Source organism: Microvirga alba (assembly GCF_015694465.1).
Classification (GTDB): domain Bacteria; phylum Pseudomonadota; class Alphaproteobacteria; order Rhizobiales; family Beijerinckiaceae; genus Microvirga; species Microvirga alba.
The window spans coordinates 1-25,916 of record NZ_JADQDO010000016.1; the positions used below are offsets into that span (position 1 = coordinate 1).

Genomic DNA, 25,916 nt, shown 5'->3' on the forward strand with positions numbered 1-25,916 from the left:
CAAATCCAATAATTTAAAGGGTTTCGGAATGGCGACCCCGGCAGGGCTCGAACCTGCGACCTACTGCTTAGAAGGCATTTTCACAGCCTTATTTCCGAATCATCCGTTATCACGTAAAATCACAGCATCACACTGAATTCACTGCAGTTTTCTGAACGGCATCGCCTAAGTCACTGGACCGCCTGGGCCGCTTGACTTTGCCGATGGTGCACCCAAAAGTGCACCCGAACAGACCAACTGCAAACCGGCCAGGTGTTCAAATCGATGCTGACTGACAAGCAAATCCAGCGGGCGATCCGCGAACTGAAAACCGAAACGACGCTGAACGATGGGGCAGCTGGACGTGGCACCGGCAGCCTGCGCCTGCGCCTGCGCCCGACAGCTGCCGGTGTGTCCGCTACCTGGATGGCGTTCTGGAAGAAGGACGGAAAGCGTCAGACGAAGCCCCTGGGGCGTTATCCCGACATGAGCCTGGCCGAAGCCAGGGAAGCCTTCGGTGGTGAAGTCCGCCAGGTGCTGCACGCTGGCCGGAACCCGCGCGCCGTGGTCCAGGCCGTCGAAAAGCCGACAGTGGAAGCCCTGTTCCAGTCCTATGTGGCCCACCTGCGAACGGCCGGCACCGCCACCGTGGACGAAATCGAACGCATCCTGCTGCTGCGATCATCGAACTGCGCGGACGGCCTGGGCCGGCACCGCAACGCGGCCGACATCGAACCGGCCGATGTGTCGAAGCACCTGGCCAGCCATTTCGCGCGCGGCGTGCGCCGGCAGACCGACCTGATGCGGACCTACATGCACGCGGCGTTCAGCTGGGGGATGAAGGCCACGCACGACTACCGGGCCGAAAACCGGAAGGATTGGGGCATCAAGGCGAACCCTGTGTCTGCCATCCCAAAGGACACCGAAGCCAGCCAGGCGCGCGAACGCAACCTGTCGGCCGATGAAATCCGCGCCGTGTGGAACGCAGCGCCGGATCAGACTGGTGACGTGCTTCGCCTGGTGATCGCATGTGGCCAGCGCGTCCTGGAAACCATCAAGGTGGAAGGCAAGGAAATCGACCTGGACCGCGCGCTGTGGAACATGCCGGCCCACAAAACGAAGCTGCGCAAGCGGCCGCACACGATCCCGCTGCCGCGCCAGGCTGTCGAGATATTCCGCGAACTGAAAGCCATCCATGGCGACGGCCCACTGTTTCCCGCCAGGCAGGGTTCGAAGCACGGCCCATTCATCGGCATTCCCAGCGTGAGCCGTGGCGCGTCCAGGCTGACGTGCTGCGATCCATTCCAGCCGCGCGACCTGCGCCGCACCTGGAAGTCCAGGGCTGGCGACGGCGCGAAGATCAGCAAGGAACTGCGCGACCTGATCCAGCAGCACGCCCTGGAAGGCGACACCGGTTCAAAGCACTACGACCGGGCGGATTACCTGCCACAGCTGCGCGCCGCGATGGACAAGTGGGAAGCCTGGCTGGACCAGGCGCTGCAGCCGAAGGAAGAACAGGCCGCCGCCTGAAACGAAGAAGCCCACCAGAACGGTGGGCTTTTTTCATGCCGCATCGGACTGTTTCGCGGCATACCACAGCCGCTTCACCACTTCCGCCAGCTGCAGGGCAGATTCACGGCCGCGCCGCTGTTCCACGCCGCCCGATGGCTTGCCGAACCTATCGATGCTGCCGAACAGGTATTCGCGCCGCTTCTGCACCGATGGGATGGCCAGCACTGCGCGCGCTTCGCATTCCATCCGCCAGGCTTCTGAATAACTGCTGACCACAGTGCCGTCGATCAGCGTCACTTCCCTGGCATCTGGATGGACCTGGCCACAGGCCAGGCATCGGTGATCCACTTCGGCCATCGGCGTCAGAACGGAATATCATCATCTGCAGGCGCTGGCGCAGGGCGCTGCGCCGCCTGGCGCGTTGCGCTGGACTGCTGGCCGCCACCGTTATCGTTCGCGCCTTTAGGTTCGAACATCGACAGCAGAATGGATTCGCTGCCCGCGCCCTTGCCCGACAGATCGGGCACGCCGGCAGGATTGAACCACTTCGCCAACATGATGAACTTGCCGCCATCATCGTTCTGCATCACGGCGCCAACGTTTTGCCAGCGGCCTTTTTTCGCGCCGCTGCCGTCCGTGTATTCACCGGTTTTCACTGCCAGATCGTAGAGTTTACGTGCCATTTTTTCATTTCCTAGAAAGTGGCGGCCGGGGGATGCGCCGCCTGGTTAAAAATCAGTTCTGGCCGGTGTAGCGCGTGAATTCTTCCGCGCACTTCGGCCCACAAAACAGGCGCATCATGTCGCCTTCAAAATCTTCGCCACACGCTGGGTTTTGACAGCACCCGGTTCCCTGCCTGCGCGGCGTGGCTTCCGCCTTCGCGCGCTGCGCCTTCAGGGCTTGATCCAGGTTCATCATTTCCCGTTCGCTGGCCCGGTCGAAAATGTCCGCCATGGTTACCCCTGGCAGCGACCTATTCGCCCGCACTTTTCAGGGTGCTGGCAGCCGCCCGACATGATGCAGCCGATGCCTGTGCATGCAGCATCAAGCGCGCGACCTGGTGCGTTATCGTTCGCCGGATTGTCTGCGATGGTGTAATGGCGCGGATCACGTGCGGCGTGCTGATCCTTCAGACGCTGCACGTGCATGGTCATTCCGTCGATCAGCTGCCGATAACCGCCCGCGATCATTCGATCATCGTTCAGTTTTCCCGCAGCCTTCGCATCGACCAGGATGGCGATGGACGCCAGCGCGTGGGCCAGATGCGGCAGCCCGCTGTCCGGGTCCGCATCTTCACCTTCAAACCACGCGGCCAGGTGCCGGCGTGCCGCGTCATAGTAGATCGAAGAACGCACGCCGATGGCGCGAAAGTTCGAACGTCCATATTTCAGCGCGCCGTCCAGCAGCGCCATCGCGCCCAGGACCGTGGCAGTTTCCGGCCACAAATGCACCGGCAGTTTTCCGCTGCCGATCAAGTCCTTCGGGTTCGTGGGTTTGGTGTCCATTTCAGTCCTTCGCTGGGGTGTTATCGTTCACGGCCTTCATGAGATTGGCCGCTTCCCAGGCTTCGACCTGATCCACCGGATACAGGACGCGCCCGCGCAGCTTCGTGAAAGGCGGGCCGACCCGCTTGGAACGCCAGTTCGCAAGCGTGCCGGTGGTCACCACGCCATTCCAACGCTGCGCCAGCTGGTGGGCAGTGAGAAATGCAGGCTGTGCCATTTTTTTCGGTTCCTTCCTTTTAAGCAGCCGCCTGGGCACCATTGCCCAGCACTTGCTGATTCAGTTCATCCACCTGGTGCGAATTGCTGGTGGCGCGCTGCGCGTCGAACGACTGCGCTGCCGCCTTCAGTTCATCCAGGAATGCAGCGCCCAGCTGTTTGCGCAGGTTCGCGGGCGTGGCCTGCCATGCTTCCTTCAGTGCATCCACGCCCTGTTCGGTGACGGTGCGCAGCGAATTGCGCGCGTGTTCCAGTGCAGGGTTCTGCTGTTTCGCGCCATCAACCCAGGCGCGCAGTGCTTTGCCGTCCTGTGCGGAAATGTAACCGTTTTCGCGGCCCAGGATGTCGCGCAGTTCGGCCGGGCACTTCATCACCTGCTGCGCCTTGCCTTCGTTCCACATCATCAAGCTGGCCGTCATTTCGAACATGAAATTTTTTTCGCAGACCGGCAGCACACCGAGAGGTTCCACCACCGTTTTTCCGTCCACCTTCTGCACGCTGACCTTTTCGCGCGCGCGGATGCAGGCGACGATGTGCATGTCCGACTGCAGAAGGGTGTTCACGAACCGCTTGTGTTCGGCCTTCGCGCGCTTCCAGTCCGGCAGCCGTGGGTTTCCGGCTGTGGCGATTTCTTCGCAGCCGCCCTGCCCTTCCCATTCGTGCGTGACGCTATCGATCACCAGGACTTCGACGCCCAGCTTCTGGAATTCCAGGATCGCATCGATGTAACGCTGGGGGCTGAATGGCGCATACAGGTCACCGATCCAGAACTGCTGCACTTCGCCGGCTTCATTCTTTAAGGCGTCCGCATACAGGCTGCCGCGCCGGTTTTCGGTGTCGAGAAAACCGACCTTGCTGGCGTCATAGTTCGCCAGGCCATAAGCCAGCTGCAGGGCAGTGTAGGTTTTGCCCGAACCACTGATGCCGGAAATGCCGACCACCAGGCGCGCGCCTTCGCGCTGTGCTTTGCGGATGTTCAAAATAGACATGATGAAGTTCCTTCGTGATGAAAAAAATTAAGCTGCAGTGATCGCAGCAGCATTTCGCAGCAGATACCACTGCGGCACGCCGATCTGCTGAATGGTGTCACCGTAACCAGGCCACACGTTCGTGCGACGGCATTCGGCCAGGCGATCAAGATCGGCGCGATATTCGACGCGGCCCAGGGCCATACTTTCCTGGTCCATCACATAGACTGCGACAGCGTGCGGTGGTTTCTTTTCAACGACCAGGAAGGCGAACGCCTTCGGTTCGGACCAGCCCTTCGGCGCGTGCCCGGACTGGTGCGCGATGATGGTGCCGTCGAGATACCAGGGCGCCTGCACGTGATAACGCCACTTCACCAGGCTGCGGCTGAATTCTTCCTGGCTGGCATCTTCCGTGGTTTTCACGTCCACGATGATGCCGTCCTGCCGCCAGAAGTCCGGCCGGCAGCGGCACAGTTCGCCGGTGATCGGGTCCGTCCAATAGACCGACAGTTCCGCCTTGCCAGGTGATCCAGTCAGAAGGGCGTTCGCCGCAGGGTGCTGACGCACGGAATGCGCCATGGCCAGCAGCTGGTCCTGCTGTTCCTGGTCGATGAACAGCTTCCCTTCGTGTTCGGCCTGGAAGGCTTCGGCGGCCGCCTTGCCGTCCTTCGTGCGCCTGTCGAACTTCGGCGCCACCACATACTGCTGGGCGAATGCTTCGGGTTCCAGCAGCAGCGAATGGAAGGCCGTGCCGATGGCCTGGGCCGCTGTGGGTTCATTGTCATTCGCCGCATCCAGCGCCGCTTTCGCGTGAAGCGGCGACCGGCGCACGATGTCCAGCAGCCCTTTATTCACGCCTGGGCCGCCGTGATATTCGGCGTTCGAAAGGTGGTCATAGACGCCTGGTTTCATGTCGGGTTCCTTTCCGGTGATGATGAAGAAAACAGCACAATCGTGATGCGCTGTGTTCCGAAGTGTAGCATAATTATCCGGGTGCAAGTGTTTGGAATTGCTTGCGTTTCTCTGATTCACTGTTTAGGCGAAAGACCATGACCGCATCAAGATGTCCGAACGTTACCCGCGCCGATCAAGCGGAACAATACGGGAACAAACAATCCACAAATGTTCACAGGGTGGACTTTCGACGAATGGCCCAAAGTGGGGGGAATGCACCGTGAGCGTGCAGCTTCGTGACTATCAGGTGGACGTGATCCAGGGCGCGCGCGCTGCCCTGCGCAGGTCCAGGCGCGTGCTGCTGCAGCTGCCGACCGGTGGCGGCAAAACCGCCCTGGCGTCCTTCATGGCTGGCGAAACCGCGGGCAAGGGGCGACCGGTGTTCTTCATCTGCCACCGGGCCGAACTGGTGAACCAGACCAGCTTCACGTTCAGGAAGTTCGGCATCCCGCATGGCTTCGTGGCGGCCGGCCTGCCGATGGATGTGCGCCAGCCTGTCCAGGTGTGCAGCATCGACACCCTGAAAAACCGCCTGCACCAGCTGCCCGACCCTGCCCTGCTGATCTGGGATGAATGCCACCACCTGGCCGCTGCCGGATGGCAGAAAGTCCAGAACCACTATGGCAGCGCCTTCCACATCGGACTTTCCGCAACGCCCTGCCGCCTGGACGGCAAGGGGCTGGACGCGCACTTCGATGAACTGGTGACAGGGCCGACCGTGGCCTGGCTGATCGAACATGGCCACCTGTCGCCTTATCGTGCGTTCGCACCGAGCGCGCCCGACATGACCGGCGTGCGCAAGCAGATGGGCGATTTCGTGCGCGGCGAAACAGAACGCGCAATGGACAAACCGAAGCTGACCGGTGACGCGATCACGCACTGGCTGAAGCATGCGAACGGAATGCGTTCGGTGGGCTTCGCGGTGACTGTCGCCCACAGCATGCACATGGCCGAACAGTTCAACGCTGCCGGCATTCCTTCCGCGCACCTGGACGGCGGCACACCGAAAGCGGACCGCGCGCGCATCATCCGCGACTATGCGGACGGCCGCATCCTGGTGCTGTTCAATGTGGACCTGTTCGGTGAAGGCTTCGATCTGTCCGCCATCGCGCAGCGCGATGTCACCATCGACTGTGTGCTGCAGATGCGGCCCACGCAGTCCCTGGGGCTACACCTGCAGCAAGTCGGCCGCGCGCTGCGCCCATCGCCTGGGAAAACCGCGATCATCCTGGATCACGCGGGCAACATCCGGCGCCATGGACTGCCCGACGATGAACGCGAATGGTCACTGGAAGGAAACCAGGGCAAAGGGCGCAAAGCGGCAAACGACAACGAACCGCCGCCGCCGATCACGTGCACGGGGTGTTTCGCGCAGATCAGGCGGCCAGCGCCACCGGTGTGCCCTTACTGTGGCCACCACATCGCGCCAGAACCGAAGAAGATCGAAGTGGCTGAAGGTGAACTGCAGGAAATCACCGACAGCGAAAAGGCGGCGATCCGTGCAAACCTGAAACGCGAACAAGCTGAAGCCAAAAGTTTGCAGGAACTGGTCGCACTAGGTGCGCGCCGTGGTTACAAGTCCCCGCAGCAGTGGGCGTTCCGCGTGTGGAGTGGAAGAAAACATCGCGCCGCGTGAAGTATTTACACAGGTAATAAATCCTGTGGCATAATCATCCCCATCGAAATGTTTTTCATCACGAAAGGACTGCACCATGAACACCACACGCAAATTCATCCACCAGTTCAAGACCGGCGACCTGGTGCACGCACACGGCGGCACGTTCCGCATCATCGAAGATGCGCGCGAAAGCCAGGGCCACCGTCCCCAGGCTGCGCACCTGGTGCAAGCCGATGGCCCCAGCGACTGCGCAGTGGCGAAGGCGATCTGCATCGAAGGTGAAGTCCAGGGCTATTTCCGCCCAGGCAGTGAATGGACCTTCCAGGGCAATTTCCGCGCTGGCACCTACGCGACCGCCTGACATGAACACCACCTGGCCATTTCCACCACCAGGCGGCCCGGTTCCGCTGACCCGCAAGGAAATCGCGGAACTGGCCAGGCAGCAGCGCCAGCAGCTGCCCGACGCACCCTTCTGATTTTTTCAACCAGCCCACCGGGCATTTTTTGAGGACGAAAACATGAAACAGAAACTGATGGAATTCCTGGGCGCCGCGATCATCGGCACCACCTTCGCGTTCATGCTGGCCTATGGCCTGGACTACCAGCTGCAGATCGAAGAAGCCCAGGCGATCAAGGCGGCCGCACAGCGCCAAGCTGAAGAAGGGGCCGCGAAATGAACATCCTGGACCCGCGCTTCAAATACATTCCCGCCTGCCGCACGAACATCATGGACCGCTTCCGTTCGGCTGGCTTCGTTCCGCCCAGCGAACTGCGCAGGGTTATGCCCAGCGCAGAAGAACGACTGCGCCAGCTGCGCGCTGATCTGGACCGAATGGCTGAATTCAAAAAGGTGGGCAGCGCCACGCTGGTGATGATGGATGCCGACGAATTCGAAGCCTGCCTGGCCGAAGCGGATGGTTTCACGCGAAAGGTGGACGCATGAACTGCTGCGACGAATTTGGAAACTGCCGACAGGGCCGCGACTGCCCTGCGCGCATCGAACGTGTGCGCATCGGCATGGCGCACCTGGACGCCGAAATGCGCCGTGACCGCATGCGCCCACTGGTGAAATGGCTGGTGATTTATGCGGTGGTGATGATCGCCACCTGGTTCACGCTGAACGCCGCGCTGGCGCAGGTGGTCGCATGAACAAGTGGGACAGCCGGATGATCGGCATGGCGAACCTGGTGGCCACCTGGTCGAAAGACCCTTCCACCGGTGTCGGCGCCGTGATCACTGACCAGAAGAACCGCGTGGTGTCGATGGGCTTTAACGGCTTTCCGCGCGCCGTCCTGGACGATGACGAAAAGCTGATGGACCGCGACGAACGCCTGCGCCGCACGATCCACGCCGAGGACAATGCGCTGCTGTTCGCGCGCCAGGATGTCACCGGCTGCACGATCTACGTCACGCACCCACCCTGCGCACGCTGTGCGGCGAAAATCATCCAGGCGGGCATTGCCCGCGTGGTGGCCGCGCAGCCGCAGCAGGACTTTGCTGCACGATGGGCTGATGACATGCGCAGCGCGGGCGAAATGTTCACCGAAGCCGGTGTGGCGTTCAATTTCCTGGGGAACCAGTGATGCCCACCGTTCCCGTTACCCGCGAAGCCATCCTGGCCGCCATCGCAGCCGATGGGCCGATGACGGCAGCCGAACTGACCGAAGCCCTGGGCAAGTCGCGCCAGGCCATCGGCGGATCGATCAACGGCATGCGCGAACACGGCACCGAATTCCTGCGGATCACCAGTTACCGCAGGCAGCGCGGCCGTGGTGGACGTGAAGCGCCGGTGTATGGCCTGGGGCCAGGCCAGGACGCGAAGCGCCCGGTGATGGACAGCGTGGAAGAAAACCGAAAGCGCCAGGCGCGCTACCGCGAAAAGAACCGCGCCCTGATCCGCCTGCGCACGCAAAAGCGCCGGCGCGGCCAGGTGAACCCGTTCGCCCAGCTGTTCGTCGCAAGGAAGGCCGCATGAGAGAACACGCACTGCAGAACGCGATCCGCAACGCACTGGCCGGCAACTGCCTGGCCTTCCGCGCGAACGTGGGCCAGGCATGGACCGGCGAATGCACCAGGCTGCCGAATGGCGACCTTCTGATCCGAAACCCGCGACCATTCACCACCGGCCTGCCGCCTGGCTTCAGCGACCTGTTCGGCCTGGTGCCTGTGGTGATCACACCGGACATGGTGGGTGGCCGCTTCGCCAGGTTCTTCGCGCTGGAAATCAAAACACCCACCGGCCGCGTGCAGCCGCGACAGGAAGCATTCCTGCGCGCCGTGAACGACAATGGTGGCCTGTCGGGCGTGGCCCGATCTGCTGACGATGCCCTGGCGATCATCCAGGGCGCACACAAGGGGAAATGATGGAAGTGAAAGTGAAACGCCTGATCACCCAGGCGGTGATGCCCGAATACGCGACCGAAGGCGCGGCCTGTTTCGATCTGCAGACGCTGGAAGGTTCGACGGTGCCGGCCGGTGGCGCCGCGCACTTCAGCACCGGCCTGGCGTTCGAAGTTCCTGCCGGCCACGTGATGCTGGTTTTCAGTCGCAGCGGGCACGGCTTCAAACACGGCGTGCGCCTGGTGAACTGTGTCGGCGTGATCGATGCGGATTACCGTGGCGAAGTGAAAGTCGGCCTGATGAATGACGGCGATGCCGACCTGGTGGTGAACCCTGGTGACCGCATCGCCCAGGCGATGATCCTGCCGGTGCCGAAGGTGTTCCTGGTCGAAGCCGACGCACTGAACGACACCGCGCGCGGCACAGGTGGGTTCGGCAGCACCGGCGCATGAAGGGGGCGCCGTGGACTACATCATCCGGCTGGCCGACAACACGCGGCCGGCCACACTGAAACTGCTGCGCAGGCTGCATTCTGAGTGCCTGCCCTACGACAAGCTGCCGAACTTCACTGAAGGCTTCTGGTGGATCGCATACCACGGCGACGATGCTGTGGGTTTCGCTGGCATGGTCCGCAGCGCCAGGTGGATCGATGCCGGTTACATGAACCGCGCCGGCGTGGTGCCCGATCATCGCGGCCATGGCCTGCAGAAACGCCTGATCCGTGTGCGCATGCGATACGCGAAGCGCATCGGCTGGCGCTGGCTGATCACCGACACCACCGAAAACCCACCATCTGCGAATTCGCTGATCGGCTGCGGCTTCCGCGCATACGATCCCGCGAACCCATGGGGCGGACGAACGACAACCTACTGGCGGCGCGCCTTATGAACGGGCGCGATTTCGCACGGCAGCGCGCACTGATCACCTGGCGCGCACGATCCGAAGCCCATCGCCGCAAGGCCATGGCCCGCCTGATCCGACAGGCCGGTGCCGTGGTCGTTTTTGTTTCTGGCAAGCTGGTCGGCTATCGGCTGCCCGATGGTTTCGTGGTGTGCGAAAAACGCCGCTATCGAACAGAATCGGCCGCGCTGCTGGAATTGGCGAACGTTCAACTGTTCACCAGGCTGAACGGCCCGCGTCGAATCCCGATCCGCGCCTATCAGTGCACGCACTGCCATGGCTGGCATCTGACAAGCCAGCGTGAAGCGGCGTGATTACAAAATATCTGCGCGAGCATTTACGCACGTAAATTTTCTGTGGCAGAATCTAGTCTGTCACCTTCACTTAAATTCACGATGAATAAACGAACACAAAAGCTGCGCGCGCTGATGAAGCAGAACATGCTGAAGGCGAAAGACGTGGCACAAATCACAGGCAGATCGATCACCACTGTGCGCATCTGGCGCTGCAAATCCAGCGAACGCATCATCCCCGAACATACGCTGCGCCTGCTGGAACACGAAGTCGCTGCACGGAAAGGCGGTGCAGCATGAAAATCGGACAATCGAAACGCGCCAGCATGATCGAAGCCCTGGCGAACGTGGCCATCGGCTACGGAATCAGCGTGGCCGCGAACATCGCTGTGATGCCAGCCTTCGGCTACCACATCACTGTCGGCCAGGCTGCCGGCATGGGGCTGATCTTCACGGTGATCAGCATCGTGCGCAGCTACATGCTGCGGCGCGCCTTCAACTGGCTGCACCTGCGGGGTGAATGATGGGTGCAGCGAAAAACATCACCGACCTGACCATCGACACCATCGAAGCTGCCCTGGGTTTCATCGACCCGAACCTGTCGCGCGACAAGTGGGCACGCATCGGCATGGCCCTGAAATCCGAACTAGGCGACAGCGGCTTCGACCTTTTCGACAAGTGGAGCGCCACCGGCGAAGGCTACAACGCACGCGACTGCCGCGACACCTGGAAGTCCATTCGCACGAACGGCGGCGTGAACATCGGCACGCTGATTTTCGAAGCGCAGCAGCAAGGGTTCCAGCTGTCCGACCAGCGCGCCACGCTGTCGGCCGAACAGATCGAACAGCGCACACGCAAGCGCGAAGAAGAAGCCGCGCGCGCAGCTGCTGAACTGAAGCGCGCCCAGGGCGAAGCCGCAAAGCTGGCGAACCTGACGTGGGACAGCGCCAGCCATGCCACCGCCCACCCTTACCTGGACGCGAAGCGCGTGCGCGCGCATGGCCTGTGCATCGGTGACTGGCCACTGATCAACGAGAAGGGCGAAGTGTTCCGCCGCGTGCCTGGCGCGCTGCTGGTGCCGATCCTGGACGTGAAGAACGGCAAAGTGATCAGCCTGCAGGGCATCATGGCCGACGCCGATGGCAGCATCCAGAAACGCTACCTGCGCAATGGCCGCAAGAAAGGCGGATTCCACATGATCGGCCGCCCACCGGCAGCCGGTGACGTGCTGGCGTTCTGCGAAGGCTACGCGACCGGCGCCACGATCCACGAACTGACTGGCTGGACGGTGATCGTGACGTTCGACGCGCCGAACCTGCCGGTGGTGGCGAAGGCAATGCGCGAAACATTCCCGAATGCCGCCTTCATCATCTGCGCGGATAACGATGCCTGGACGAAAACCGGCGACATCGAAAACCCGGGTGTGCACTACGCGAAGCAAGCCGCGCAGGAATCGAACGGCTTCATGCTGGTGCCGAAGTTCCAGGACACCACGACCAGGCCGACCGACTTCAACGATCTGGCCGCCCTGGAAGGTGACGATCTGACCCGCGCGCAGCTGGTGAACAACCCGATCACCGCGCCGAAGATTCCCGCATCGGTGCCGGCCGTGGCTGCGAACGACAACGTGGATTTTTTCACGCCGCTGATCGACGTGAACAGCAAGGGCAAGCCCCTGGCCACCATCGAAAACGTGCGCGAAGTGTGCAGCCGGCTGGGCGTCACCGTGCGTTACAACGTGATCACGAAGGAAGAAGAAATCCTGATCCCGGGCGAGTCCTTCAGCATCGACAACCGGGCGAACGCCAGTTATTCGCGCCTTGAAAGCCAGTGCGCGAAATTCAACATGCCCACCGACAAGCTGGGCGGCTTCATCACCTACCTGGCCGACCAGAACCTTTACAACCCGGTGGCCAGCTGGATCACTTCGAAGCCCTGGGATGGAAAACCGCGCCTGCAGCAACTGTGCGACACCGTGGTGCCGGTCGAAGAAAAACGCCTGCCCGATGGCCGCCGCCTGTCCGATGTGCTGATCACGCGCTGGATGATGTCGGCCGTGGCGGGCGCCTTCAGTCCTGACGGTGTGAGCGCCCACGGCATCCTGGTGCTGCAGGGCGAACAATACCTTGGCAAAACGATGTGGTTCAAACAGCTGGTGCCGGCCGATCTGCAGGTGCTGCAGGACGGCATGATCCTGCGCCCTGATGACCGCGACAGCGTGAAGCAAATCTGCAGCTTCTGGCTGGTCGAATTGGGCGAACTCGATGCCACCTTCAGGAAGGCTGACATCGCCGCGCTGAAATCCTTCATCACGCGAAAGCAGGACGTGCTGCGCCGTGCATACGCCAGGAAGGAATCCACCTTCGCGCGCCGCACCGTGTTTTTCGGCAGCGTGAACCCGCGTGAATATCTGCACGATGTCACAGGGAACCGGCGTTATTGGACCATCGAATGCAAGGCGCTGAACCACCAGCACGGCCTGGACATGCAGCAGGTGTGGGCCGAAGCCCTGCACCTGTATCGCCAGGGCGAAGGCTACTATCTGACGCCGGACGAAATGGCCGCCCTGAACAATCACAATGAACAGTTCATGGCCATCGATCCCATCGAAGAACGGCTGCAGACGCGCCTGGCCTGGGAAGCGGCCCGCGTGCACTGGACCTGGAAAACGTCCACCGAAATCCTGCTGAAAGTCGGCGTGGAACGGCCGAACCAGGCGGATGCCACGAAGTGCGCGCACATCATGCGCAAGCTGAACGGCGGCGAAGGCAAGCGCAGCCACGGCAAAAACCTGCTGCTGTGCCCGCCTGGCATCGATGACGATTTCGAGGAACGGCCTTTTTAATTTTCAACGGAGATTTTCAAAGTGGAACACAACGTGATCAGCATTTCAGGCGGCAAAGACAGCACGGCGCTGCTGCTGCTGGCGATTGAGCGCCAAACAGAAAACATGCAGGCCGTGTTTGCCGACACCGGGCACGAACACCCGCAGACTTATGAATATGTTCGCTATCTGGAGCAGGCCACGGGTGTGCCGATCCGGTGGGTGCGCGCAGACTTCACTGCGGACATCGAACGGAAGCGCGAATTCGTCCGCACAAAATGGCCCGCCATGCTCATCGCTGGAAAGCCGGAAAAACCCGGCTACTGGCTGGCGCAGGTCGGCGCGCCGGCGAACGACAACGTACCTAAGCCAACGCACACGCCGGTCGATCCTTACAGTGCCACAACTTACGCGACGTGGGACTGGATGCCGGCCGTGCGCGGCATTGCACCGAAGTCCGAAGAAGAAGCGGCCGCTGTGGTCGAACGCGCCCTGGCTGTGCTGCAGCCTACAGGAAATCCTTTCTTGGACCTGTGCCTGTGGAAAGGCCGTTTCCCATCCACGCGCGCACGTTTTTGCAGCGAAGAACTGAAACGAAACCCGATCATCGAACAGGTCCAGCTGCCATTACTGGACGCTGGCGATGACGTGATCAGCTGGCAGGGTGTTCGTGCAGATGAAAGCGCCAGCCGCGCGAACCTGACCGAGCGCGAATGTAAGGGCACGTGGGAAAGCGGCGCAGAACTGTGGAATTACCGGCCCATCCTCAAATGGACAGCCCAGGACTGTTTCGACATGCACCGGAAACACGGCATCAAACCGAACCCGCTTTATCAGCAAGGCATGGGCCGGGTCGGCTGCATGCCGTGCATTCACGCCAGGAAGGATGAACTGCTGGAAATATCGAAACGGTTCCCCGAGGAAATCGCCAGGGTGGCTGAATGGGAACGCATTGTGTCCGATGTCAGCAAGCGGAACAGCGCGACGTTCTTCGCGGCCAGCGACCTGGGTGTGGTGGACAACGACGAAACGGTGCTGGGGCGCGCGAACATCATGAAGTTTGTGGAATGGTCAAAAACAAGCCGTGGCGGCCGGCAGATGGATTTCCTGCGCGCCGATAACGACAACCTGCCGCTGTGCACTTCCATTTATGGCCTGTGCGAATGATCCCCACCGTTTCGGGTGCACCCTGGTCGAAAAGGGTGCAGCTACACCCGACCGGGTACACCCGAATTTTTCCTTCAAAATCAACAACTTACCTTATATGGGTGTACCTGTGTACCTTAATACAAGGGAAAAAGAGAAAAAACAGGGAAATGGGGGGAAGTGGGGAAATCAGGGAGCTATATGGAAATCAGGTGCACCGGCTACACCGGAAACGCCCGAAAACGTGTTTTTTCCTTTGTGCATCAATGACTTGCGAGTGGTGCACCCTATCCGTGGAGCCTACACCCAGCGCGGCTTCACTTCCATAAACGAACGTGAAAGCCGATGAATGAGACTTCCCGACAGTGTTCAAGAAATTGCTGATGTGATCGGGCGTGATGAAGCCCTGTTCCTGATCGGACAGCTGCCGACCTGCTACGCGGGCAACCCAGGCCACCGAAGCCACCGGGTGATCCTGTACGTGCCCAAAACGCTGAAGCCGAACCACCGCCTGGTCACCATCCTGGGATGGCACACGGCGATGAAGCTGGTGAACTTTTTCGGCGGCGAAATCCTGCAGCCGGCGAACTGCCAGGAAATCTATCGGGCGTTTCGTGATCGTGAAATCTTGCGCCACCTGGCCGGTGGAATGAAACCGACCGCAGTGGCCGATCTGATGGGCGTGTCTGAACGACACGTGCGGAATTTACTGCGCGAAAACCCACAAGAGGAATTCACGGCCGCGAACGACAACAATCCCGGGCAACATACTGCGCCCGAGATTGTCAAGAATGGACGAAACCACAAACAGCATCGCTGAGTGGGTGAAACTTGTCAGTGCCACCGGAATCGGTGGGCTGATCATGGCGTTTTTCGCCAGGTTCACCTTCCGCAAATTTGCCGAAGAAAACGCGGCCAGCCAGCGCGCTGGTGGCGAATCCGACATCATCGAACAGCTGCGCAAGGAAGTGGACCGCCTTGCCGGCATCAACGAAACCCTTTCCCGCAAGGTGCAGGAACTTCAGGATCAGCTGATCCAGCTGCGCAGCGAAAACGCTGAACTGAAGGCCGAAATTCAACAGCTGAATTTCCAGATCAAGAGCATGCGACATGCAAACCAGTGAAGCGGGCATCGCGCTGGTGAAGCAGTTCGAAGGCTTCCGCGCGAAACCATACCGCTGCCCAGCGGGCATTCCCACAATCGGCTACGGCGCGACGTTCTACCCGGACGGCCGCAAAGTGCAGCTGACCGATCCGCCCATCACTGAAACCTTCGCCACCGAAATGCTGCGCAACATGCTGGGCGGCTTCGAACGTGGCGTGCTGCGCCATGTGGCCGTGCCGCTGGCCCAGCATGAATTCGATGCCCTGGTGTCCTTCGCCTACAACCTGGGCACCGAAAGCCTGCCTGGTTCCACGCTGCTGAAGAAGCTGAACGCCGGCGACAAGCGTGGCGCAGCCGATCAACTGCTGCGCTGGAACCGTGCGAACGGCCAGGTGATGGCCGGCCTGACACGACGCCGCGAAGCTGAACGCGCCATGTTCCTGGGGAAATCGAATGCCGCTGCTGCTTAACATTCTGCGCCGGCACTGGCCGGCCATCGCTGCATTCACGGTGATGCTGGCCGTGGTGTGCTGGGCCTACCTGCAGGGCAAGGCCATCGGCACCACCGAATGCCAGGCACGCTACGAAGCGCAGCTGGCTGAACGCGACCGTGCTGCAGCTGCTGCCCTGGCTGCTGCCCTGGAAGAAGCCCAGGCGCAGGCACGCGCCGCAATGGAAACCGAACGGCAGCATCTGACTGCCCAGGCCAAAACCGACGCGGCTTTCCGCGTGATCACGAACACCGTCACGGAATACATCCATGCGAAACCTGATGTGGCTGCCTGCAGCCTTGATGCTGACGGCCTGCGCATCTGGAACGGCGCCCACCGTGGTGCAGCCCCAGGCGCGGCCGATCATCCCTGAAGCCCTGCTGATCCCATGCCCTGCCCTGCCCGACGCGAAGGACGGCAAGCTGGGCACCCTGCTGCAGAACCACGTCGATGTGGTTCATGCCTATCACACGTGCGCGCGCCGTCACGGCGACCTGTCGGACGTGGCGCGGCGCCTGTCAGAAGGCCCAGGGGGCGCACCATGATGGTGCATGGCCCCGGCTTTCGGGTCCTTCCCGACCCCCCACCCACTGCGGGCGCAAGGCGGCCGCGACGTTTCCCATGTGGGTGGGCTATGAAAAACGAACTTATGATTACAAAAACCTATGACGGCGGCCAAAGCTAGGGGCCAGCAGGTCACCAGGTCCGGCCTGGCCGATGTGTTCGGTGTGGCGCTGCCCACCGTGGACGGCTGGGTGCGCCAGGGCTGCCCGTTCCTGGAACGTGGTGGCCGTGGCCGCGAGTGGAAATTTTCCACGGCGGACGTGATGGCCTGGCTGCGCGACAAGGCGGTGGCCGAAGCCACTGGCGACGTGCAGGCCGATGAAACCGAACTGAAGCGCCGAAAGCTGGCAGCGGAAACCGCCAAGGCCGAACTGGACCTGGCGAAAGCGCGCGGCCTGGTGGCGCCGCTGGATCAGGTCGAACGCATGGTGTCGAAGGCGTTCGCCCAGGTGCGCGCCGGCATGCGCAACCTGCCAGGCCGAACAGTCACCCAGCTGATCGGTGAAACTGACGAACGAAAATTCAAAACCGTGCTGCTGCACGAAATCGACCAGGTGCTGGAAGCCCTGGCCGCCGCGAACCTGGCTGAAGCGGAAGAAGCGGAAGATGAAGAAACCGAGGATCAAGAGTGAATGCACGCGACGAAAAACTGCTGGAATTCGCCACTGACCGCCAGGCCGAATGCCTGAACGCCTACTGGACGCACGGCACCTATTACAAGGCCGGCAAAGCCCTGGGCATCGATCCCGCGAATATCTGGAAATCATTCAAGGCCGTGCGCGCGAAAGCCGCGCGCCAGGGTTATGCGCCTGCGCACGACATGACGCACACGGTGCCGGATGGATTCAACGTGAAGGGCGTGTCCACCTACTACAACAAGGACGGCAAGCCGACCGGCCAGTGGGTGAAAACAAACATCGACATGGAACGCCAGGCCGTGCTGCTGCGCGAAGCGGTGGCGGCCCTGTCCGTCGAAATCAGGCCCGAACATCCGCTGCCAGCCCCATCCCGCACGCTGGACCAGCTGCTGAACTGCTACGTGATCACCGACTATCACCTGGGCGCGAAAGCCTGGGGCGAAGAAACCGGCGCTGATTGGGACACCGAAATCGCTGAAAACATGCTGGTGTCCTGGTTCGGTGCAGCCATTGCCCAGGCGCCCGACGCGCGTGTGGGTGTGTTCGCGCAGCTGGGTGACTTCATGCACTTCGATGGCCTGGCCGCGATCACGCCGACCAGCGGCCACCTACTGGATGCCGACACCAGGTTCCAGAAAGTGATCCGTGTGGCCATCGCGGTGATCCGCCGCGTCACATCGATGCTGCTGCAGAAGCATGAACACGTGCACTTGCTGATGGCCGAAGGGAACCACGACATCGCCAGCAGCGCCTGGCTGCGCGAACTTTTCGCGGCACTGTATGCCGACGAACCGCGCATCACGGTGAACGTGCGGCCTGATCCTTATTACTGCATCGAACACGGCAGCACTTCGCTGTTCTTCCACCATGGCCACAAGCGGAAACTGGACACGCTGGAAACGACGCTGATCGCAAAGTTCCGCGACGTGTTCGGCCGCACCCAGCACAGCTACGCACACACCGGGCACCTGCACCACAATGTGCTGCGCGAAACGAACACGATGCACATCGAACAGCACCGCACCCTGGCGGCACCCGACAGCCACGCAAGCCGTGGCGGCTGGATGTCCGGGCGTGATGCGAAGGTGATCACCTACCACGCCGATCACGGCGAAGTGGGCCGCATCATCGTTTCGGCCGACATGCTGAAAGGCAGCCCGGGCGGATGATGGACCTGCAGCATTTCAGCAATGCGCGGGGCATTGCCGAAATCATCAACAGGTCGGCAGCCCGCCATCTTGCACCGCCGCCCGACCTGAAACCCAGCGAGTGGGCCGAAATGGCTGTCCGCATCCCGGAAGGGAACGCGGTGCCTGGCCCCTATCGCCTGGCGAATGCGCCTTACCAGCGCGAACCCATGGACATGCTGGTGAACCCCGACTGCTACCGCATCACGCTGATGTGGGGCGCCCAGGTGGGCAAAACACTGCTGGCGCTGTGCGTGCAGGGTTACTGCATCGAAATGCTGCCGCGCAGCCAGATGATGATGCAGCCCAGCCAGGCCGACCTGCAGACCTGGCTGGAAACGAAATTCAATCCGCTGGTGGACGCGAACCAGCAGCTGCGCCGGCTGATCGCAAAGCCGCGCGGCCGCGAAGGCGTGAACAACCAGAAAATGAAATCCTACCCGGGCGGCTTCCTGATGTTCGCCTGGTCCGGCAGCCCGAAAACGATGCGCGGCCGATCTGCGCCAGTGATCGTGTGCGACGAAGTGGACGGCTACGAAGTCACCGAGGAAGGCCACCCGGTCGGCCTGCTGTGGCAGCGTGCGGCCACCTTCGGGGACCAGCGTTTCCTGGTCGAAATCAGCACGCCCACCGTGAAGGGTGAAAGCTACATCGAAAAGGCGTTCGAAGCCGGCGACCAGCGCCGCTTTTATGTCGCCTGCCCGCACTGCGGCGAACACCAGGCGCTGAACTGGTCGAATGTGACGTGGGCCGGAAAGGATGAACCAGGCGAAGAACAGCAGCCCGAAACGGCGCGCTATGCGTGCCAGGGCTGCGGCGCGCTGTGGGACGATGGCGAACGCATCGCCGCGATCCGCAACGCCGAACAAGTCGGCGCAGGATGGAAGGGCGCAAAGCCGTTCCGTGGCCATGCCAGCTACCACCTGAACGAACTTTATTCGACGTTCCGCAGGCTGAAGGACATCGTGCAGTCCTACCTGGACAAAATCGCCACCGATGACCTGCAGACATTCACGAACGTGTCGCTGGCCGAAACCTTCGAAGAACGCGGCGAACAGGCGGACCCCGACAGCCTGATGACCAGGGCCGAAGAATGGACGGCGCAGGTTCCAGCCGGTGGCCTGGTGCTGACGGCCGGCGTGGACATGCAGCAGGACCGCCTGGAAGTGGAAATTGTGGCCTGGGGCCACGGTGAAGAATCCTGGTCCGTCGATTACCTGGTGCTGTGGGGCGACCCACTGCAGGGCGACGTGTGGGAAGAACTGGAAGAAGTGCTGTCCAGCACCTGGCTGCACGAAAGCGGCGCCCAGCTGCCCATCCTGGCGGCGTGCGTGGACACTGGTGGCACTGGTGGCAACACCCAGGCGGCCTACGAATGGCTGCGCGGAAAGACCGGCCGGCGCATTTTCGGCATCAAGGGCGTGGCCGGATGGGGCCGGCCCATTGTGGCAGCGCCCAGCAGGAAGCAGTCCGGCAAGAATGCGCGCAAGGTGGACCTGTTCCTGGTCGGCACCGATGAAGCAAAACTGACGGTGATGCGCCGCCTGGCCGTCGAAAAACCCGGCGCGGGTTACTGCCACGTGCCGAATGATCGCGGCGCGGACTGGTATCAGCAGCTGACGGCCGAAAAACTGGTGACGCGCTACGTGAAGGGTTTTCCTGTGCGCGAATGGCACCAGACCAGGCCGCGAAACGAAGCCCTGGACTGTCGCGTGTATGCGCTGGCGGCGCTGAAAATTGCGAACCCCAGCATGCGACGTGCAGCCGAACGGCTGATGATGCCGAAGTCGGCAGAAGAAGAACTGAAACGGACGAAATGGAAGGCGAAAAAGCCCGAACCAGCGCCCGAGCCAGTGCCCGAGGAAAAACCACAAGAGGAAAGCCCGGCGACTGTCGCGGAAACTGTGCGCATTAAACGATCCAGCGCCCTGAAGCGGAAACGCGGGGGCTGGGTTCATAATTGGTGAAGGCAATCGTGAACGGCATTTTTCCGTCGAGCATTTCAGCAGGACTGACTTTTGACCGCGCAGCGACCCTGACAGCCCACCCGGCACCGGAATGGCAACTGTCGGCGGCGCTGCGCGGACCGTCCGCTGTCGATCTGCAGGCGGAAGCTGTCGGCACGGCCCACCGTTTCCTGGTGCCAGCGACTGAAACCGCGACCTGGGAACCTGGCGACTACTGGTTCAGCATTCGCGCGACCCGTGCCGATGGCACGGTGGCCGAAGTCGAAGCCGGCCAGATGACGATCAAGCCCGACCTGGCTGCCATGGAAAGCGGCCATGACGGACGCGACCACGTTCGGCGCGTCCTGGACGCCATCGAAGCGGTGATCGAACGCCGCGCGACCATCGACCAGGAACGCTACACCATCAACAACCGCGAACTGTGGCGCACGCCCATCCCTGACCTGCTGGTGCTGCGCGACCGCTACCGTTCCGAACTGCGCCGGATGAACCAGGCCCGCAAAGGCGGCCTGTTCGATCAGGCCGTGCGCGTGAGGTTCCGCTAAGTGGCCATTCTTGACATTTTCAAGCGAAGCCAGCCCGCAGAGGCTGGCGCAAGTGCACCGAAGCCGAAGTGGGCGCCGGTGCGCGCTGCCATGCGCATGTTCGATGCGTCGAAACAGGACCGACTGACTGGCGACTGGCTGGCGCATCCTGTCACCGCTGAATGGCTGATCCGCATGCACCAGCGTGTGCTGGTGGCGCGCGCCCGAGAACAGGCGGTGAATAATGATTACGCGCGTGCGTTCATTCGCATGTGCCGCCAGAACATCGTCGGCCCGAAGGGCGTGATGATGCAGGCGCAAAGCCGCGACGATGCGGGCAAGCTGGACACCCTGGCGAACCAGGCCATCGAATCCGCATGGACGAAATGGGGCCACCGGAACCACTGCGATGTGGCTGGCGTGCAGTCCTGGCGTTCGATTCAGGCCGGCGCTGTGGTGTCGGCAGCAAAGGACGGCGAATTCATGCTGCGCAAAATCTTCGGCGCCGATGCTGGCCCGTTCGGTTTCGCGCTGCAGGTGCTGGACCCGCAACGCTGCCACCCGCAGTTCGATCAGTATGATCTGCCGGACGGCCGTTTCATTCGCGCCGGCATCGAATTCAACAAATACGGCAAGCCTGTCGCCTACCACTTCACCGTGGCGAAGGAATCCGACGCCTTTTACAATTACAGCTATGCCGGCCTGCACTATCACCGCATCCCGGCTGAAGAAATCATCCACGGCTTCGTGCCGGATATGGTCGGCCAGAAGCGCGGCCTGCCCTGGATGGCCACCGGCCTGTTCCGCATGAAGCAGCTGGTCGGCTTCGAAAACGCCGCCATCGTGAACGCGCGCATCGGCGCCAGCAAAATGGGCGTGATCCAGTGGAAGGAAGGCCGTGGCCCTGATCTGGATGATGAAGAACTTGAAACGTTCGAAATGAACGCTGAACCAGGCGAATTTCCGGTGCTGCCGGAAGGCGCCGAACTGCACGAATGGAATCCGCAATATCCCAGCGGTGAATTCGCCACGTTCAACAAAGCAATGCTGCGCGGAATCGCTGCTGGTTTCGGCGTGCTTTACAACAACCTGGCCAACGATCTGGAACACGTGAACTTCAGTTCCATTCGCCAGGGCACGCTGGACGAACGCGAACACTGGAAAGAAATGCAGGAATGGCTGATCGAAGCCCTGATCCAGCCGGTGTTCGAAGCATGGCTGCCGCGCGCATTGCTGGGTGGCCACATCACTGTGAAAGGCCGCCCGCTGAAGGCTGAACGGATCGACCGTTACAGCATGGTGTCCTGGCAGCCGCGCCGCTGGGCGTGGATCGACCCGCGCGCCGATGTCGATGCCGCTGTGGTGGCAAAAAACAATCTGCTGCTGTCGCCTGGCCAGATCATCCGCGAACAGGGGCGCGATCCTTCTGATGTGTGGCGCGAAATCGCCAGCGACATCGAAGAAATGCGAAGCGCCGGCATCCCGGACGATTTCATCAAGGCCGCCATTCTGGACAAAAACCTGCAGGCCACCGTCCAGGCGCAGGCAATGCAGCCGAAGGGGACGGAATAATGGCTGCCGGAATTTACGACATCATCATCGAACAGGGCGCGGACTGGCGCCTGGTTATGACCTGGAAGGACGCGGAAGGCGCGCCGGTTAATTTATCCGGCTACACCGCACGCATGCAGGTGCGTGAAACGTTCGCCAGCAAGTCGAAGCTGTTCGAACTGACTACTGAAAACGGCCGCATCACCCTGGCGGCCGCTGATGGCGTGATCACGCTGCACTTGCCTGCAGCTGTGTCCGCTGCCGCCGTGATCAACCCGGCGAAACTGGCCTGGATCGATGGAAAGCAGGCCGCGCAGATGGTGTTCGATGTCGAAATGATCGACGCCGCTGGCGTGGTCACGCGGCTGATCCAGGGTTCTGTGCTTTTCGTGCCCGAGGTTACGAAGTGAGCGATCAGACCATCATCGTTTCCGAACCTGGGGCATCCCAGGTTCATGTGAATGGCGGTGCACCTGACACGGTGGTGATCGTGTCGGATCAGACCGCTTCGCGCGTCATTGTGGGGCGCGATTCTTCCGACGCCATCAACGTGGTTCGGCCGGCATACGGCAACGGCCTGGATGGCATCCCTGTGAACGTCACGAATCCGAAAATGGGTGACGTGATTTCGTTCAACGGGGCTGTTTTTACGAACCGCGATCAAACCGATCTGACCGATGGGGGAAACTTCTAAATGGCAAACACTGTCCGCATCAAACGACGCGCCGCTGGCGGCGCTGCTGGCGCGCCTTCCGCGCTGCAGAACGCCGAACTGGCATTCAACGAACAGGATGATGTCCTGTATTACGGCAAAGGCACAGGCGGCGCCGGTGGCACTGCCACCCAGGTGCTGGCCATCGGCGGCCCTGGCGCATTCCAGGCGAAAGACGATGACCTGACAGCCATCGCCGGCCTGTCCACGAACGGCATCATCGCCCGAACCGGTGCAGGCACTGCTGCAGCGCGCAGTGTGGCAGGCACTTCGGGCCGCGTGAGCGTCACGAATGGCGACGGCGTGAGTGGAAACCCCACCATCGACCTGTCCACCAGTGGCGTGACTGCTGGCACGTTCACGAAGCTGACCGTGGACGCCTACGGCCGCGCCACTTCTGGCGCCCAGGCATCCCGCAGCGACCTTTCTGCACCGACTGGCGACGTTTCGAATGGCGGCTTCAAGCTGACGAACGTGGCGGACCCGGTGAATGCCCAGGACGCGGCCACGAAGAACTACGTGGACAGCGTGGCCCAGGGGCTGGACCCGAAACAGTCCGTGCGCGCGGCCACCACGGCGAACATCGCCAGCCTTTCGGGCACGATGACCATCGACGGTGTGGCGCTGGTCGCTGGCGACCGTGTTCTGGTGAAGGACCAGTCCACCGCCGCGCAAAATGGCATCTATGTGGTGGCAAGCGGCGCCTGGTCGCGCGCTTCCGACGCCGACACCTGGGCAGAACTGGTTTCCGCTTACGTGTTCGTGGAACAGGGCACAACGAACGCTGACAACGGCTTCCTGTGCACCGTGGACCCGGGCGGCACTGTCGGCGCAACCGCCGTGACTTTCGTGCAGTTCAGCGGCGCGGGCCAGATCACGGCCGGCGCTGGCCTGACCAAGACCGGCAACCAGTTGGACGTGGGCGCAGGCACTGGCATCCAGGTGAACGCTGATGACATTCAGCTGACCGGCCAGGCGCTGGCACTGCACAACCTTGCAACCAGTGGCCTGATCGTCCGCACCGGCGCCGGCACAGTGGCCGGCCGCACCCTGGCGGCTTCTGGCAGTGGCATTTCGGTGTCGAACGGTGACGGTGTTTCTGGAAACCCGACTGTGAGCCTGTCGGCTGCTGCTGCAGCCCTGGGCGCACTGACGCCGGCCGCAGATCAGCTGCCCTATTTCACCGGCGCTGCGGCTGCTGCGCTTACCACGCTGTCGGCTTTCATCCGCACGCTGCTGGATGATGCAGACGCTGCTGCCGCGCGCAGCACGCTGGGCCTGGGCACGATGGCCACGCAAGCGGCCAGCGGTGTCGCCATCACTGGCGGCAGCATCACGAACCTGACCACTTTCGACGGTGTGACAATCGACGGCGGCACATTCTGATTTTTTAACCCGGCCAGTTTTGGCGATTTTTAAGGGTCCATGTTTATGGCGAACACTGTGAAATTGAAACAGTCGGCGGTGGCGGGCAAAGTCCCGACCACCGCGCAGCTGGCGCTGGGTGAACTGGCCATCAACACCACCGATGGCAAGCTGTTCATGAAAAAAAGCGTCAGTGGAACTGAAAGCATTGTCGATCTGACTGCGGCAGCGTCCGGCGTTTCCAGCTTCAACACGCGCACTGGCGCCGTGACGCTAAACAGCACTGACGTGAACACCGCGATGGCTGCAGACACCAGCGCAGCACGCATGCCGGTGGGCACCACAGCGCAGCGCCCTGCAACGCCCGCCCAGGGCATGTTCAGGATGAACAGCACCACCGGAATGCCGGAATGGTGGAACGCCAGCAGCAGCACCTGGGTGCCGTTCTCTGAAGCGTCCGATTACTACGAAATCGAATACCTGGTGGTCGCTGGCGGCGGCGGTGGTGGTTCCGGTGCATCCGGTTCGCACTATGGCGGCGGCGGCGGCGCTGGCGGCTATCTGGCAGGCACTGCGCGCGTCCAGACCGGGCAAAGCCTGGGTGTGACTGTCGGCGCTGGCGGCGCATTCACGAATTCAACGAACGCAGCCGGATCGAACGGCGGCAATTCGGTCCTGGGATCACTGGCCACCGCCATCGGTGGCGGATATGGCGGATCGGGCGGCGCCATCGGTGGGTCCGGTGGTTCTGGCGGCGGTGGATCGCTGAACGCGACCAGCGGCGGATCGGGAACGGCCGGACAGGGCAACGCCGGGGGCACCTATGGCGCAGGCGGCCAGGGTGCTGGCGGCGGCGGCGCATCAAGCGCGGGCGCCAGTGTAACCACCGGTGGTTCTGGCACATCGAACAGCATCACCGGTTCCGCTGTGACTTACGCGCGCGGCGGCGATGGCAATCCTGCGGGCACAGGGGGCGGCACAAACACCGGTTTCGGTGGGCGCGGCGGCCGTCCCGTGTCCGGCGAATTCGCAACATCCGGCGCGTCCGGCATTGTGGTGATCCGCTACATCGGCGGGCAACGCGGCAGCGGTGGCACTGTCACCCAGGTGGGCGCATACACCGTGCACACCTTCACCACTTCCGGCACATTCACCGCATAAGGGGGCAGCGTGGCACATTTTGCAAAAGTATCGGATGGCATTGTCCGCCAGGTGATCGTGGCGGAACCTGAATTCTTCGAAACGTTCGTGGACACATCACCAGGCGAATGGATTCAGACCAGCTATAACACCCACGCGGGCATTCATTACGGACCGAACGGCCAGCCTGATGGTGGAATTGCGCTTCGGAAGAACTTCGCCGGCATCGGCTTCACGTATGACCGGCAGCGCGATGCGTTTATTCCGCCGCAGCCGTTTCCGTCCTGGCTGCTGGATGAAGAAAGCTGCACCTGGCAGCCACCTGTCGAATATCCGCAGGATGGTGGGATTTATCGCTGGGATGAAGCCACGCGCACCTGGGTTTCGGCACAGTAAAACGGAAAACCCACAAGAGGA

Annotated in this window: 38 protein-coding genes; 31 read left to right on the top strand and 7 right to left on the bottom strand. The window is 61.9% G+C overall.

Annotation, left to right across the window (positions count from 1 at the left end):
- Window positions 1-264: 264 nt before the first annotated feature.
- The gene (locus I2H38_RS19465; protein WP_196273540.1) at window positions 265-1,509 is read left to right on the top strand and encodes a tyrosine-type recombinase/integrase; all 1,245 of its coding nucleotides are present in this window, start codon (window positions 265-267) and stop codon (window positions 1,507-1,509) included.
- 33 nt (window positions 1,510-1,542) lie between these two features.
- On the opposite strand, the gene I2H38_RS19470 is transcribed toward I2H38_RS19465, so the two are convergent.
- From I2H38_RS19470 to I2H38_RS19500, 7 genes are read right to left on the bottom strand one after another with little or no spacing between them, the layout of a single operon-like run.
- Complete coding sequence (locus tag I2H38_RS19470) at window positions 1,543-1,848, bottom strand: DUF7696 family protein (RefSeq protein ID WP_196273541.1); 306 nt, start codon at window positions 1,846-1,848, stop codon at window positions 1,543-1,545.
- Window positions 1,849-1,853: 5 nt separating this feature from the next.
- Window positions 1,854-2,174, bottom strand: coding sequence for a hypothetical protein (locus tag I2H38_RS19475; protein ID WP_196273542.1), 321 nt, complete (start codon window positions 2,172-2,174; stop codon window positions 1,854-1,856).
- Between the two features lie 52 nt (window positions 2,175-2,226).
- Window positions 2,227-2,445: a hypothetical protein gene (locus I2H38_RS19480; RefSeq protein WP_196273543.1), complete on the bottom strand. Its 219-nt coding sequence runs from the start codon at window positions 2,443-2,445 to the stop codon at window positions 2,227-2,229.
- A gap of 2 nt (window positions 2,446-2,447) precedes the next feature.
- Window positions 2,448-2,996, bottom strand: a complete 549-nt coding sequence (locus I2H38_RS19485; RefSeq protein ID WP_196273544.1) for a dATP/dGTP diphosphohydrolase domain-containing protein — start codon at window positions 2,994-2,996, stop codon at window positions 2,448-2,450.
- A gap of 1 nt (window position 2,997) precedes the next feature.
- The gene (locus I2H38_RS19490) at window positions 2,998-3,213 is read right to left on the bottom strand and encodes a DNA-binding protein (RefSeq protein WP_196273545.1); all 216 of its coding nucleotides are present in this window, start codon (window positions 3,211-3,213) and stop codon (window positions 2,998-3,000) included.
- 19 nt (window positions 3,214-3,232) lie between these two features.
- Window positions 3,233-4,201, bottom strand: coding sequence for an AAA family ATPase (locus I2H38_RS19495; RefSeq protein ID WP_196273546.1), 969 nt, complete (start codon window positions 4,199-4,201; stop codon window positions 3,233-3,235).
- Between the two features lie 27 nt (window positions 4,202-4,228).
- Window positions 4,229-5,092, bottom strand: a complete 864-nt coding sequence (locus I2H38_RS19500) for a PD-(D/E)XK nuclease-like domain-containing protein (protein ID WP_196273547.1) — start codon at window positions 5,090-5,092, stop codon at window positions 4,229-4,231.
- Window positions 5,093-5,354: 262 nt separating this feature from the next.
- Here I2H38_RS19500 and I2H38_RS19505 point away from each other — a divergent pair, with 262 nt between their 5' ends.
- From I2H38_RS19505 to I2H38_RS19645, 30 genes are all read left to right on the top strand, one after another.
- Window positions 5,355-6,770, top strand: a complete 1,416-nt coding sequence (locus I2H38_RS19505) for a DEAD/DEAH box helicase (RefSeq protein WP_196273548.1) — start codon at window positions 5,355-5,357, stop codon at window positions 6,768-6,770.
- A gap of 76 nt (window positions 6,771-6,846) precedes the next feature.
- The gene (locus I2H38_RS19510; protein ID WP_196273549.1) at window positions 6,847-7,113 is read left to right on the top strand and encodes a hypothetical protein; all 267 of its coding nucleotides are present in this window, start codon (window positions 6,847-6,849) and stop codon (window positions 7,111-7,113) included.
- 157 nt (window positions 7,114-7,270) lie between these two features.
- Window positions 7,271-7,429 (top strand): hypothetical protein, encoded by a 159-nt coding sequence (locus I2H38_RS19515; RefSeq protein ID WP_196273550.1) that lies wholly within the window; start codon window positions 7,271-7,273, stop codon window positions 7,427-7,429.
- Window positions 7,426-7,695, top strand: coding sequence for a hypothetical protein (locus I2H38_RS19520; protein ID WP_196273551.1), 270 nt, complete (start codon window positions 7,426-7,428; stop codon window positions 7,693-7,695). The genes I2H38_RS19515 and I2H38_RS19520 overlap by 4 nt, the downstream gene beginning before the upstream one ends.
- Window positions 7,692-7,901 (top strand): hypothetical protein, encoded by a 210-nt coding sequence (locus tag I2H38_RS19525; RefSeq protein ID WP_196273552.1) that lies wholly within the window; start codon window positions 7,692-7,694, stop codon window positions 7,899-7,901. The genes I2H38_RS19520 and I2H38_RS19525 overlap by 4 nt, the downstream gene beginning before the upstream one ends.
- Complete coding sequence (locus tag I2H38_RS19530; protein ID WP_196273553.1) at window positions 7,898-8,335, top strand: deoxycytidylate deaminase; 438 nt, start codon at window positions 7,898-7,900, stop codon at window positions 8,333-8,335. Before I2H38_RS19525 ends, I2H38_RS19530 begins: the two co-directional genes overlap by 4 nt.
- Window positions 8,335-8,727: a helix-turn-helix domain-containing protein gene (locus tag I2H38_RS19535; RefSeq protein ID WP_196273554.1), complete on the top strand. Its 393-nt coding sequence runs from the start codon at window positions 8,335-8,337 to the stop codon at window positions 8,725-8,727. The genes I2H38_RS19530 and I2H38_RS19535 overlap by 1 nt, the downstream gene beginning before the upstream one ends.
- On the top strand, window positions 8,724-9,116 hold the full coding sequence (locus I2H38_RS19540) for a VRR-NUC domain-containing protein (RefSeq protein WP_196273555.1): 393 nt from the start codon (window positions 8,724-8,726) through the stop codon (window positions 9,114-9,116). Before I2H38_RS19535 ends, I2H38_RS19540 begins: the two co-directional genes overlap by 4 nt.
- An 11-nt stretch (window positions 9,117-9,127) precedes the next feature.
- Complete coding sequence (gene dut, locus I2H38_RS19545) at window positions 9,128-9,544, top strand: dUTP diphosphatase (protein ID WP_210324883.1); 417 nt, start codon at window positions 9,128-9,130, stop codon at window positions 9,542-9,544.
- A gap of 10 nt (window positions 9,545-9,554) precedes the next feature.
- On the top strand, window positions 9,555-9,980 hold the full coding sequence (locus tag I2H38_RS19550; RefSeq protein ID WP_196273557.1) for a GNAT family N-acetyltransferase: 426 nt from the start codon (window positions 9,555-9,557) through the stop codon (window positions 9,978-9,980).
- Window positions 9,977-10,306 carry a hypothetical protein gene (locus tag I2H38_RS19555; RefSeq protein ID WP_196273558.1) on the top strand — a complete coding sequence of 110 codons (330 nt, stop codon included), beginning with the start codon at window positions 9,977-9,979 and terminating at the stop codon, window positions 10,304-10,306. The genes I2H38_RS19550 and I2H38_RS19555 overlap by 4 nt, the downstream gene beginning before the upstream one ends.
- An 81-nt stretch (window positions 10,307-10,387) precedes the next feature.
- Window positions 10,388-10,585 (top strand): hypothetical protein, encoded by a 198-nt coding sequence (locus I2H38_RS19560; protein WP_196273559.1) that lies wholly within the window; start codon window positions 10,388-10,390, stop codon window positions 10,583-10,585.
- Window positions 10,582-10,809: a DUF7220 family protein gene (locus tag I2H38_RS19565; protein WP_210324884.1), complete on the top strand. Its 228-nt coding sequence runs from the start codon at window positions 10,582-10,584 to the stop codon at window positions 10,807-10,809. The genes I2H38_RS19560 and I2H38_RS19565 overlap by 4 nt, the downstream gene beginning before the upstream one ends.
- Window positions 10,806-13,130, top strand: a complete 2,325-nt coding sequence (locus I2H38_RS19570) for a VapE domain-containing protein (protein ID WP_196273560.1) — start codon at window positions 10,806-10,808, stop codon at window positions 13,128-13,130. The genes I2H38_RS19565 and I2H38_RS19570 overlap by 4 nt, the downstream gene beginning before the upstream one ends.
- A 21-nt stretch (window positions 13,131-13,151) precedes the next feature.
- The gene (locus I2H38_RS19575) at window positions 13,152-14,276 is read left to right on the top strand and encodes a phosphoadenosine phosphosulfate reductase domain-containing protein (protein ID WP_196273561.1); all 1,125 of its coding nucleotides are present in this window, start codon (window positions 13,152-13,154) and stop codon (window positions 14,274-14,276) included.
- Between the two features lie 328 nt (window positions 14,277-14,604).
- Entirely contained in the window at window positions 14,605-15,075 is a 471-nt protein-coding gene (locus tag I2H38_RS19580; RefSeq protein ID WP_196273562.1) for a helix-turn-helix domain-containing protein, read from the top strand.
- Entirely contained in the window at window positions 15,047-15,379 is a 333-nt protein-coding gene (locus tag I2H38_RS19585; RefSeq protein ID WP_196273563.1) for a hypothetical protein, read from the top strand. The genes I2H38_RS19580 and I2H38_RS19585 overlap by 29 nt, the downstream gene beginning before the upstream one ends.
- Window positions 15,366-15,830 carry a lysozyme gene (locus I2H38_RS19590; protein ID WP_196273564.1) on the top strand — a complete coding sequence of 155 codons (465 nt, stop codon included), beginning with the start codon at window positions 15,366-15,368 and terminating at the stop codon, window positions 15,828-15,830. Before I2H38_RS19585 ends, I2H38_RS19590 begins: the two co-directional genes overlap by 14 nt.
- Window positions 15,814-16,224: a hypothetical protein gene (locus I2H38_RS19595; protein ID WP_196273565.1), complete on the top strand. Its 411-nt coding sequence runs from the start codon at window positions 15,814-15,816 to the stop codon at window positions 16,222-16,224. Before I2H38_RS19590 ends, I2H38_RS19595 begins: the two co-directional genes overlap by 17 nt.
- A complete protein-coding gene (gene lysC, locus I2H38_RS21580) occupies window positions 16,154-16,396 on the top strand; it encodes an Rz1-like lysis system protein LysC (RefSeq protein WP_456085383.1) in 243 nt (80 codons plus the stop codon). Before I2H38_RS19595 ends, lysC begins: the two co-directional genes overlap by 71 nt.
- Before the next feature lie 120 nt (window positions 16,397-16,516).
- Window positions 16,517-17,047: a terminase small subunit gene (locus tag I2H38_RS19600; protein ID WP_196273566.1), complete on the top strand. Its 531-nt coding sequence runs from the start codon at window positions 16,517-16,519 to the stop codon at window positions 17,045-17,047.
- The gene (locus I2H38_RS19605) at window positions 17,044-18,222 is read left to right on the top strand and encodes a winged helix-turn-helix domain-containing protein (protein WP_196273567.1); all 1,179 of its coding nucleotides are present in this window, start codon (window positions 17,044-17,046) and stop codon (window positions 18,220-18,222) included. Before I2H38_RS19600 ends, I2H38_RS19605 begins: the two co-directional genes overlap by 4 nt.
- Window positions 18,219-20,207 (top strand): phage terminase large subunit family protein, encoded by a 1,989-nt coding sequence (locus I2H38_RS19610; protein WP_196273568.1) that lies wholly within the window; start codon window positions 18,219-18,221, stop codon window positions 20,205-20,207. Before I2H38_RS19605 ends, I2H38_RS19610 begins: the two co-directional genes overlap by 4 nt.
- Window positions 20,201-20,752 carry a hypothetical protein gene (locus tag I2H38_RS19615; protein ID WP_210324885.1) on the top strand — a complete coding sequence of 184 codons (552 nt, stop codon included), beginning with the start codon at window positions 20,201-20,203 and terminating at the stop codon, window positions 20,750-20,752. Before I2H38_RS19610 ends, I2H38_RS19615 begins: the two co-directional genes overlap by 7 nt.
- Complete coding sequence (locus I2H38_RS19620; protein ID WP_196273569.1) at window positions 20,753-22,303, top strand: phage portal protein; 1,551 nt, start codon at window positions 20,753-20,755, stop codon at window positions 22,301-22,303.
- Window positions 22,303-22,692: a hypothetical protein gene (locus I2H38_RS19625; protein ID WP_196273570.1), complete on the top strand. Its 390-nt coding sequence runs from the start codon at window positions 22,303-22,305 to the stop codon at window positions 22,690-22,692. The genes I2H38_RS19620 and I2H38_RS19625 overlap by 1 nt, the downstream gene beginning before the upstream one ends.
- Entirely contained in the window at window positions 22,689-22,976 is a 288-nt protein-coding gene (locus I2H38_RS19630) for a hypothetical protein (protein WP_196273571.1), read from the top strand. Before I2H38_RS19625 ends, I2H38_RS19630 begins: the two co-directional genes overlap by 4 nt.
- Entirely contained in the window at window positions 22,977-24,380 is a 1,404-nt protein-coding gene (locus I2H38_RS19635) for a phage tail protein (protein ID WP_196273572.1), read from the top strand.
- Between the two features lie 57 nt (window positions 24,381-24,437).
- Window positions 24,438-25,520, top strand: coding sequence for a glycine-rich domain-containing protein (locus tag I2H38_RS19640; RefSeq protein WP_196273573.1), 1,083 nt, complete (start codon window positions 24,438-24,440; stop codon window positions 25,518-25,520).
- A 9-nt stretch (window positions 25,521-25,529) separates the two neighbouring features.
- Window positions 25,530-25,895: a hypothetical protein gene (locus I2H38_RS19645; RefSeq protein WP_196273574.1), complete on the top strand. Its 366-nt coding sequence runs from the start codon at window positions 25,530-25,532 to the stop codon at window positions 25,893-25,895.
- Window positions 25,896-25,916 lie beyond the last annotated feature (21 nt).

Excerpts from the sequence above, each read along its gene's own strand:
- I2H38_RS19465 (WP_196273540.1), top strand. The coding sequence starts at position 265 with ATGCTGACTGACAAGCAAATCCAGCGGGCGATCCGCGAACTGAAAACC.
- I2H38_RS19470 (WP_196273541.1), bottom strand. The coding sequence starts at position 1,848 with ATGGCCGAAGTGGATCACCGATGCCTGGCCTGTGGCCAGGTCCATCCA.
- I2H38_RS19475 (WP_196273542.1), bottom strand. The coding sequence starts at position 2,174 with ATGGCACGTAAACTCTACGATCTGGCAGTGAAAACCGGTGAATACACG.
- I2H38_RS19480 (WP_196273543.1), bottom strand. The coding sequence starts at position 2,445 with ATGGCGGACATTTTCGACCGGGCCAGCGAACGGGAAATGATGAACCTG.
- I2H38_RS19485 (WP_196273544.1), bottom strand. The coding sequence starts at position 2,996 with ATGGACACCAAACCCACGAACCCGAAGGACTTGATCGGCAGCGGAAAA.
- I2H38_RS19490 (WP_196273545.1), bottom strand. The coding sequence starts at position 3,213 with ATGGCACAGCCTGCATTTCTCACTGCCCACCAGCTGGCGCAGCGTTGG.
- I2H38_RS19495 (WP_196273546.1), bottom strand. The coding sequence starts at position 4,201 with ATGTCTATTTTGAACATCCGCAAAGCACAGCGCGAAGGCGCGCGCCTG.
- I2H38_RS19500 (WP_196273547.1), bottom strand. The coding sequence starts at position 5,092 with ATGAAACCAGGCGTCTATGACCACCTTTCGAACGCCGAATATCACGGC.
- I2H38_RS19510 (WP_196273549.1), top strand. The coding sequence starts at position 6,847 with ATGAACACCACACGCAAATTCATCCACCAGTTCAAGACCGGCGACCTG.
- I2H38_RS19515 (WP_196273550.1), top strand. The coding sequence starts at position 7,271 with ATGAAACAGAAACTGATGGAATTCCTGGGCGCCGCGATCATCGGCACC.
- I2H38_RS19520 (WP_196273551.1), top strand. The coding sequence starts at position 7,426 with ATGAACATCCTGGACCCGCGCTTCAAATACATTCCCGCCTGCCGCACG.
- I2H38_RS19525 (WP_196273552.1), top strand. The coding sequence starts at position 7,692 with ATGAACTGCTGCGACGAATTTGGAAACTGCCGACAGGGCCGCGACTGC.
- I2H38_RS19530 (WP_196273553.1), top strand. The coding sequence starts at position 7,898 with ATGAACAAGTGGGACAGCCGGATGATCGGCATGGCGAACCTGGTGGCC.
- I2H38_RS19535 (WP_196273554.1), top strand. The coding sequence starts at position 8,335 with ATGCCCACCGTTCCCGTTACCCGCGAAGCCATCCTGGCCGCCATCGCA.
- I2H38_RS19540 (WP_196273555.1), top strand. The coding sequence starts at position 8,724 with ATGAGAGAACACGCACTGCAGAACGCGATCCGCAACGCACTGGCCGGC.
- I2H38_RS19555 (WP_196273558.1), top strand. The coding sequence starts at position 9,977 with ATGAACGGGCGCGATTTCGCACGGCAGCGCGCACTGATCACCTGGCGC.
- I2H38_RS19560 (WP_196273559.1), top strand. The coding sequence starts at position 10,388 with ATGAATAAACGAACACAAAAGCTGCGCGCGCTGATGAAGCAGAACATG.
- I2H38_RS19565 (WP_210324884.1), top strand. The coding sequence starts at position 10,582 with ATGAAAATCGGACAATCGAAACGCGCCAGCATGATCGAAGCCCTGGCG.
- I2H38_RS19570 (WP_196273560.1), top strand. The coding sequence starts at position 10,806 with ATGATGGGTGCAGCGAAAAACATCACCGACCTGACCATCGACACCATC.
- I2H38_RS19580 (WP_196273562.1), top strand. The coding sequence starts at position 14,605 with ATGAGACTTCCCGACAGTGTTCAAGAAATTGCTGATGTGATCGGGCGT.
- I2H38_RS19585 (WP_196273563.1), top strand. The coding sequence starts at position 15,047 with ATGGACGAAACCACAAACAGCATCGCTGAGTGGGTGAAACTTGTCAGT.
- I2H38_RS19590 (WP_196273564.1), top strand. The coding sequence starts at position 15,366 with ATGCAAACCAGTGAAGCGGGCATCGCGCTGGTGAAGCAGTTCGAAGGC.
- I2H38_RS19595 (WP_196273565.1), top strand. The coding sequence starts at position 15,814 with ATGCCGCTGCTGCTTAACATTCTGCGCCGGCACTGGCCGGCCATCGCT.
- lysC (WP_456085383.1), top strand. The coding sequence starts at position 16,154 with ATGCTGACGGCCTGCGCATCTGGAACGGCGCCCACCGTGGTGCAGCCC.
- I2H38_RS19600 (WP_196273566.1), top strand. The coding sequence starts at position 16,517 with ATGACGGCGGCCAAAGCTAGGGGCCAGCAGGTCACCAGGTCCGGCCTG.
- I2H38_RS19610 (WP_196273568.1), top strand. The coding sequence starts at position 18,219 with ATGATGGACCTGCAGCATTTCAGCAATGCGCGGGGCATTGCCGAAATC.
- I2H38_RS19625 (WP_196273570.1), top strand. The coding sequence starts at position 22,303 with ATGGCTGCCGGAATTTACGACATCATCATCGAACAGGGCGCGGACTGG.
- I2H38_RS19635 (WP_196273572.1), top strand. The coding sequence starts at position 22,977 with ATGGCAAACACTGTCCGCATCAAACGACGCGCCGCTGGCGGCGCTGCT.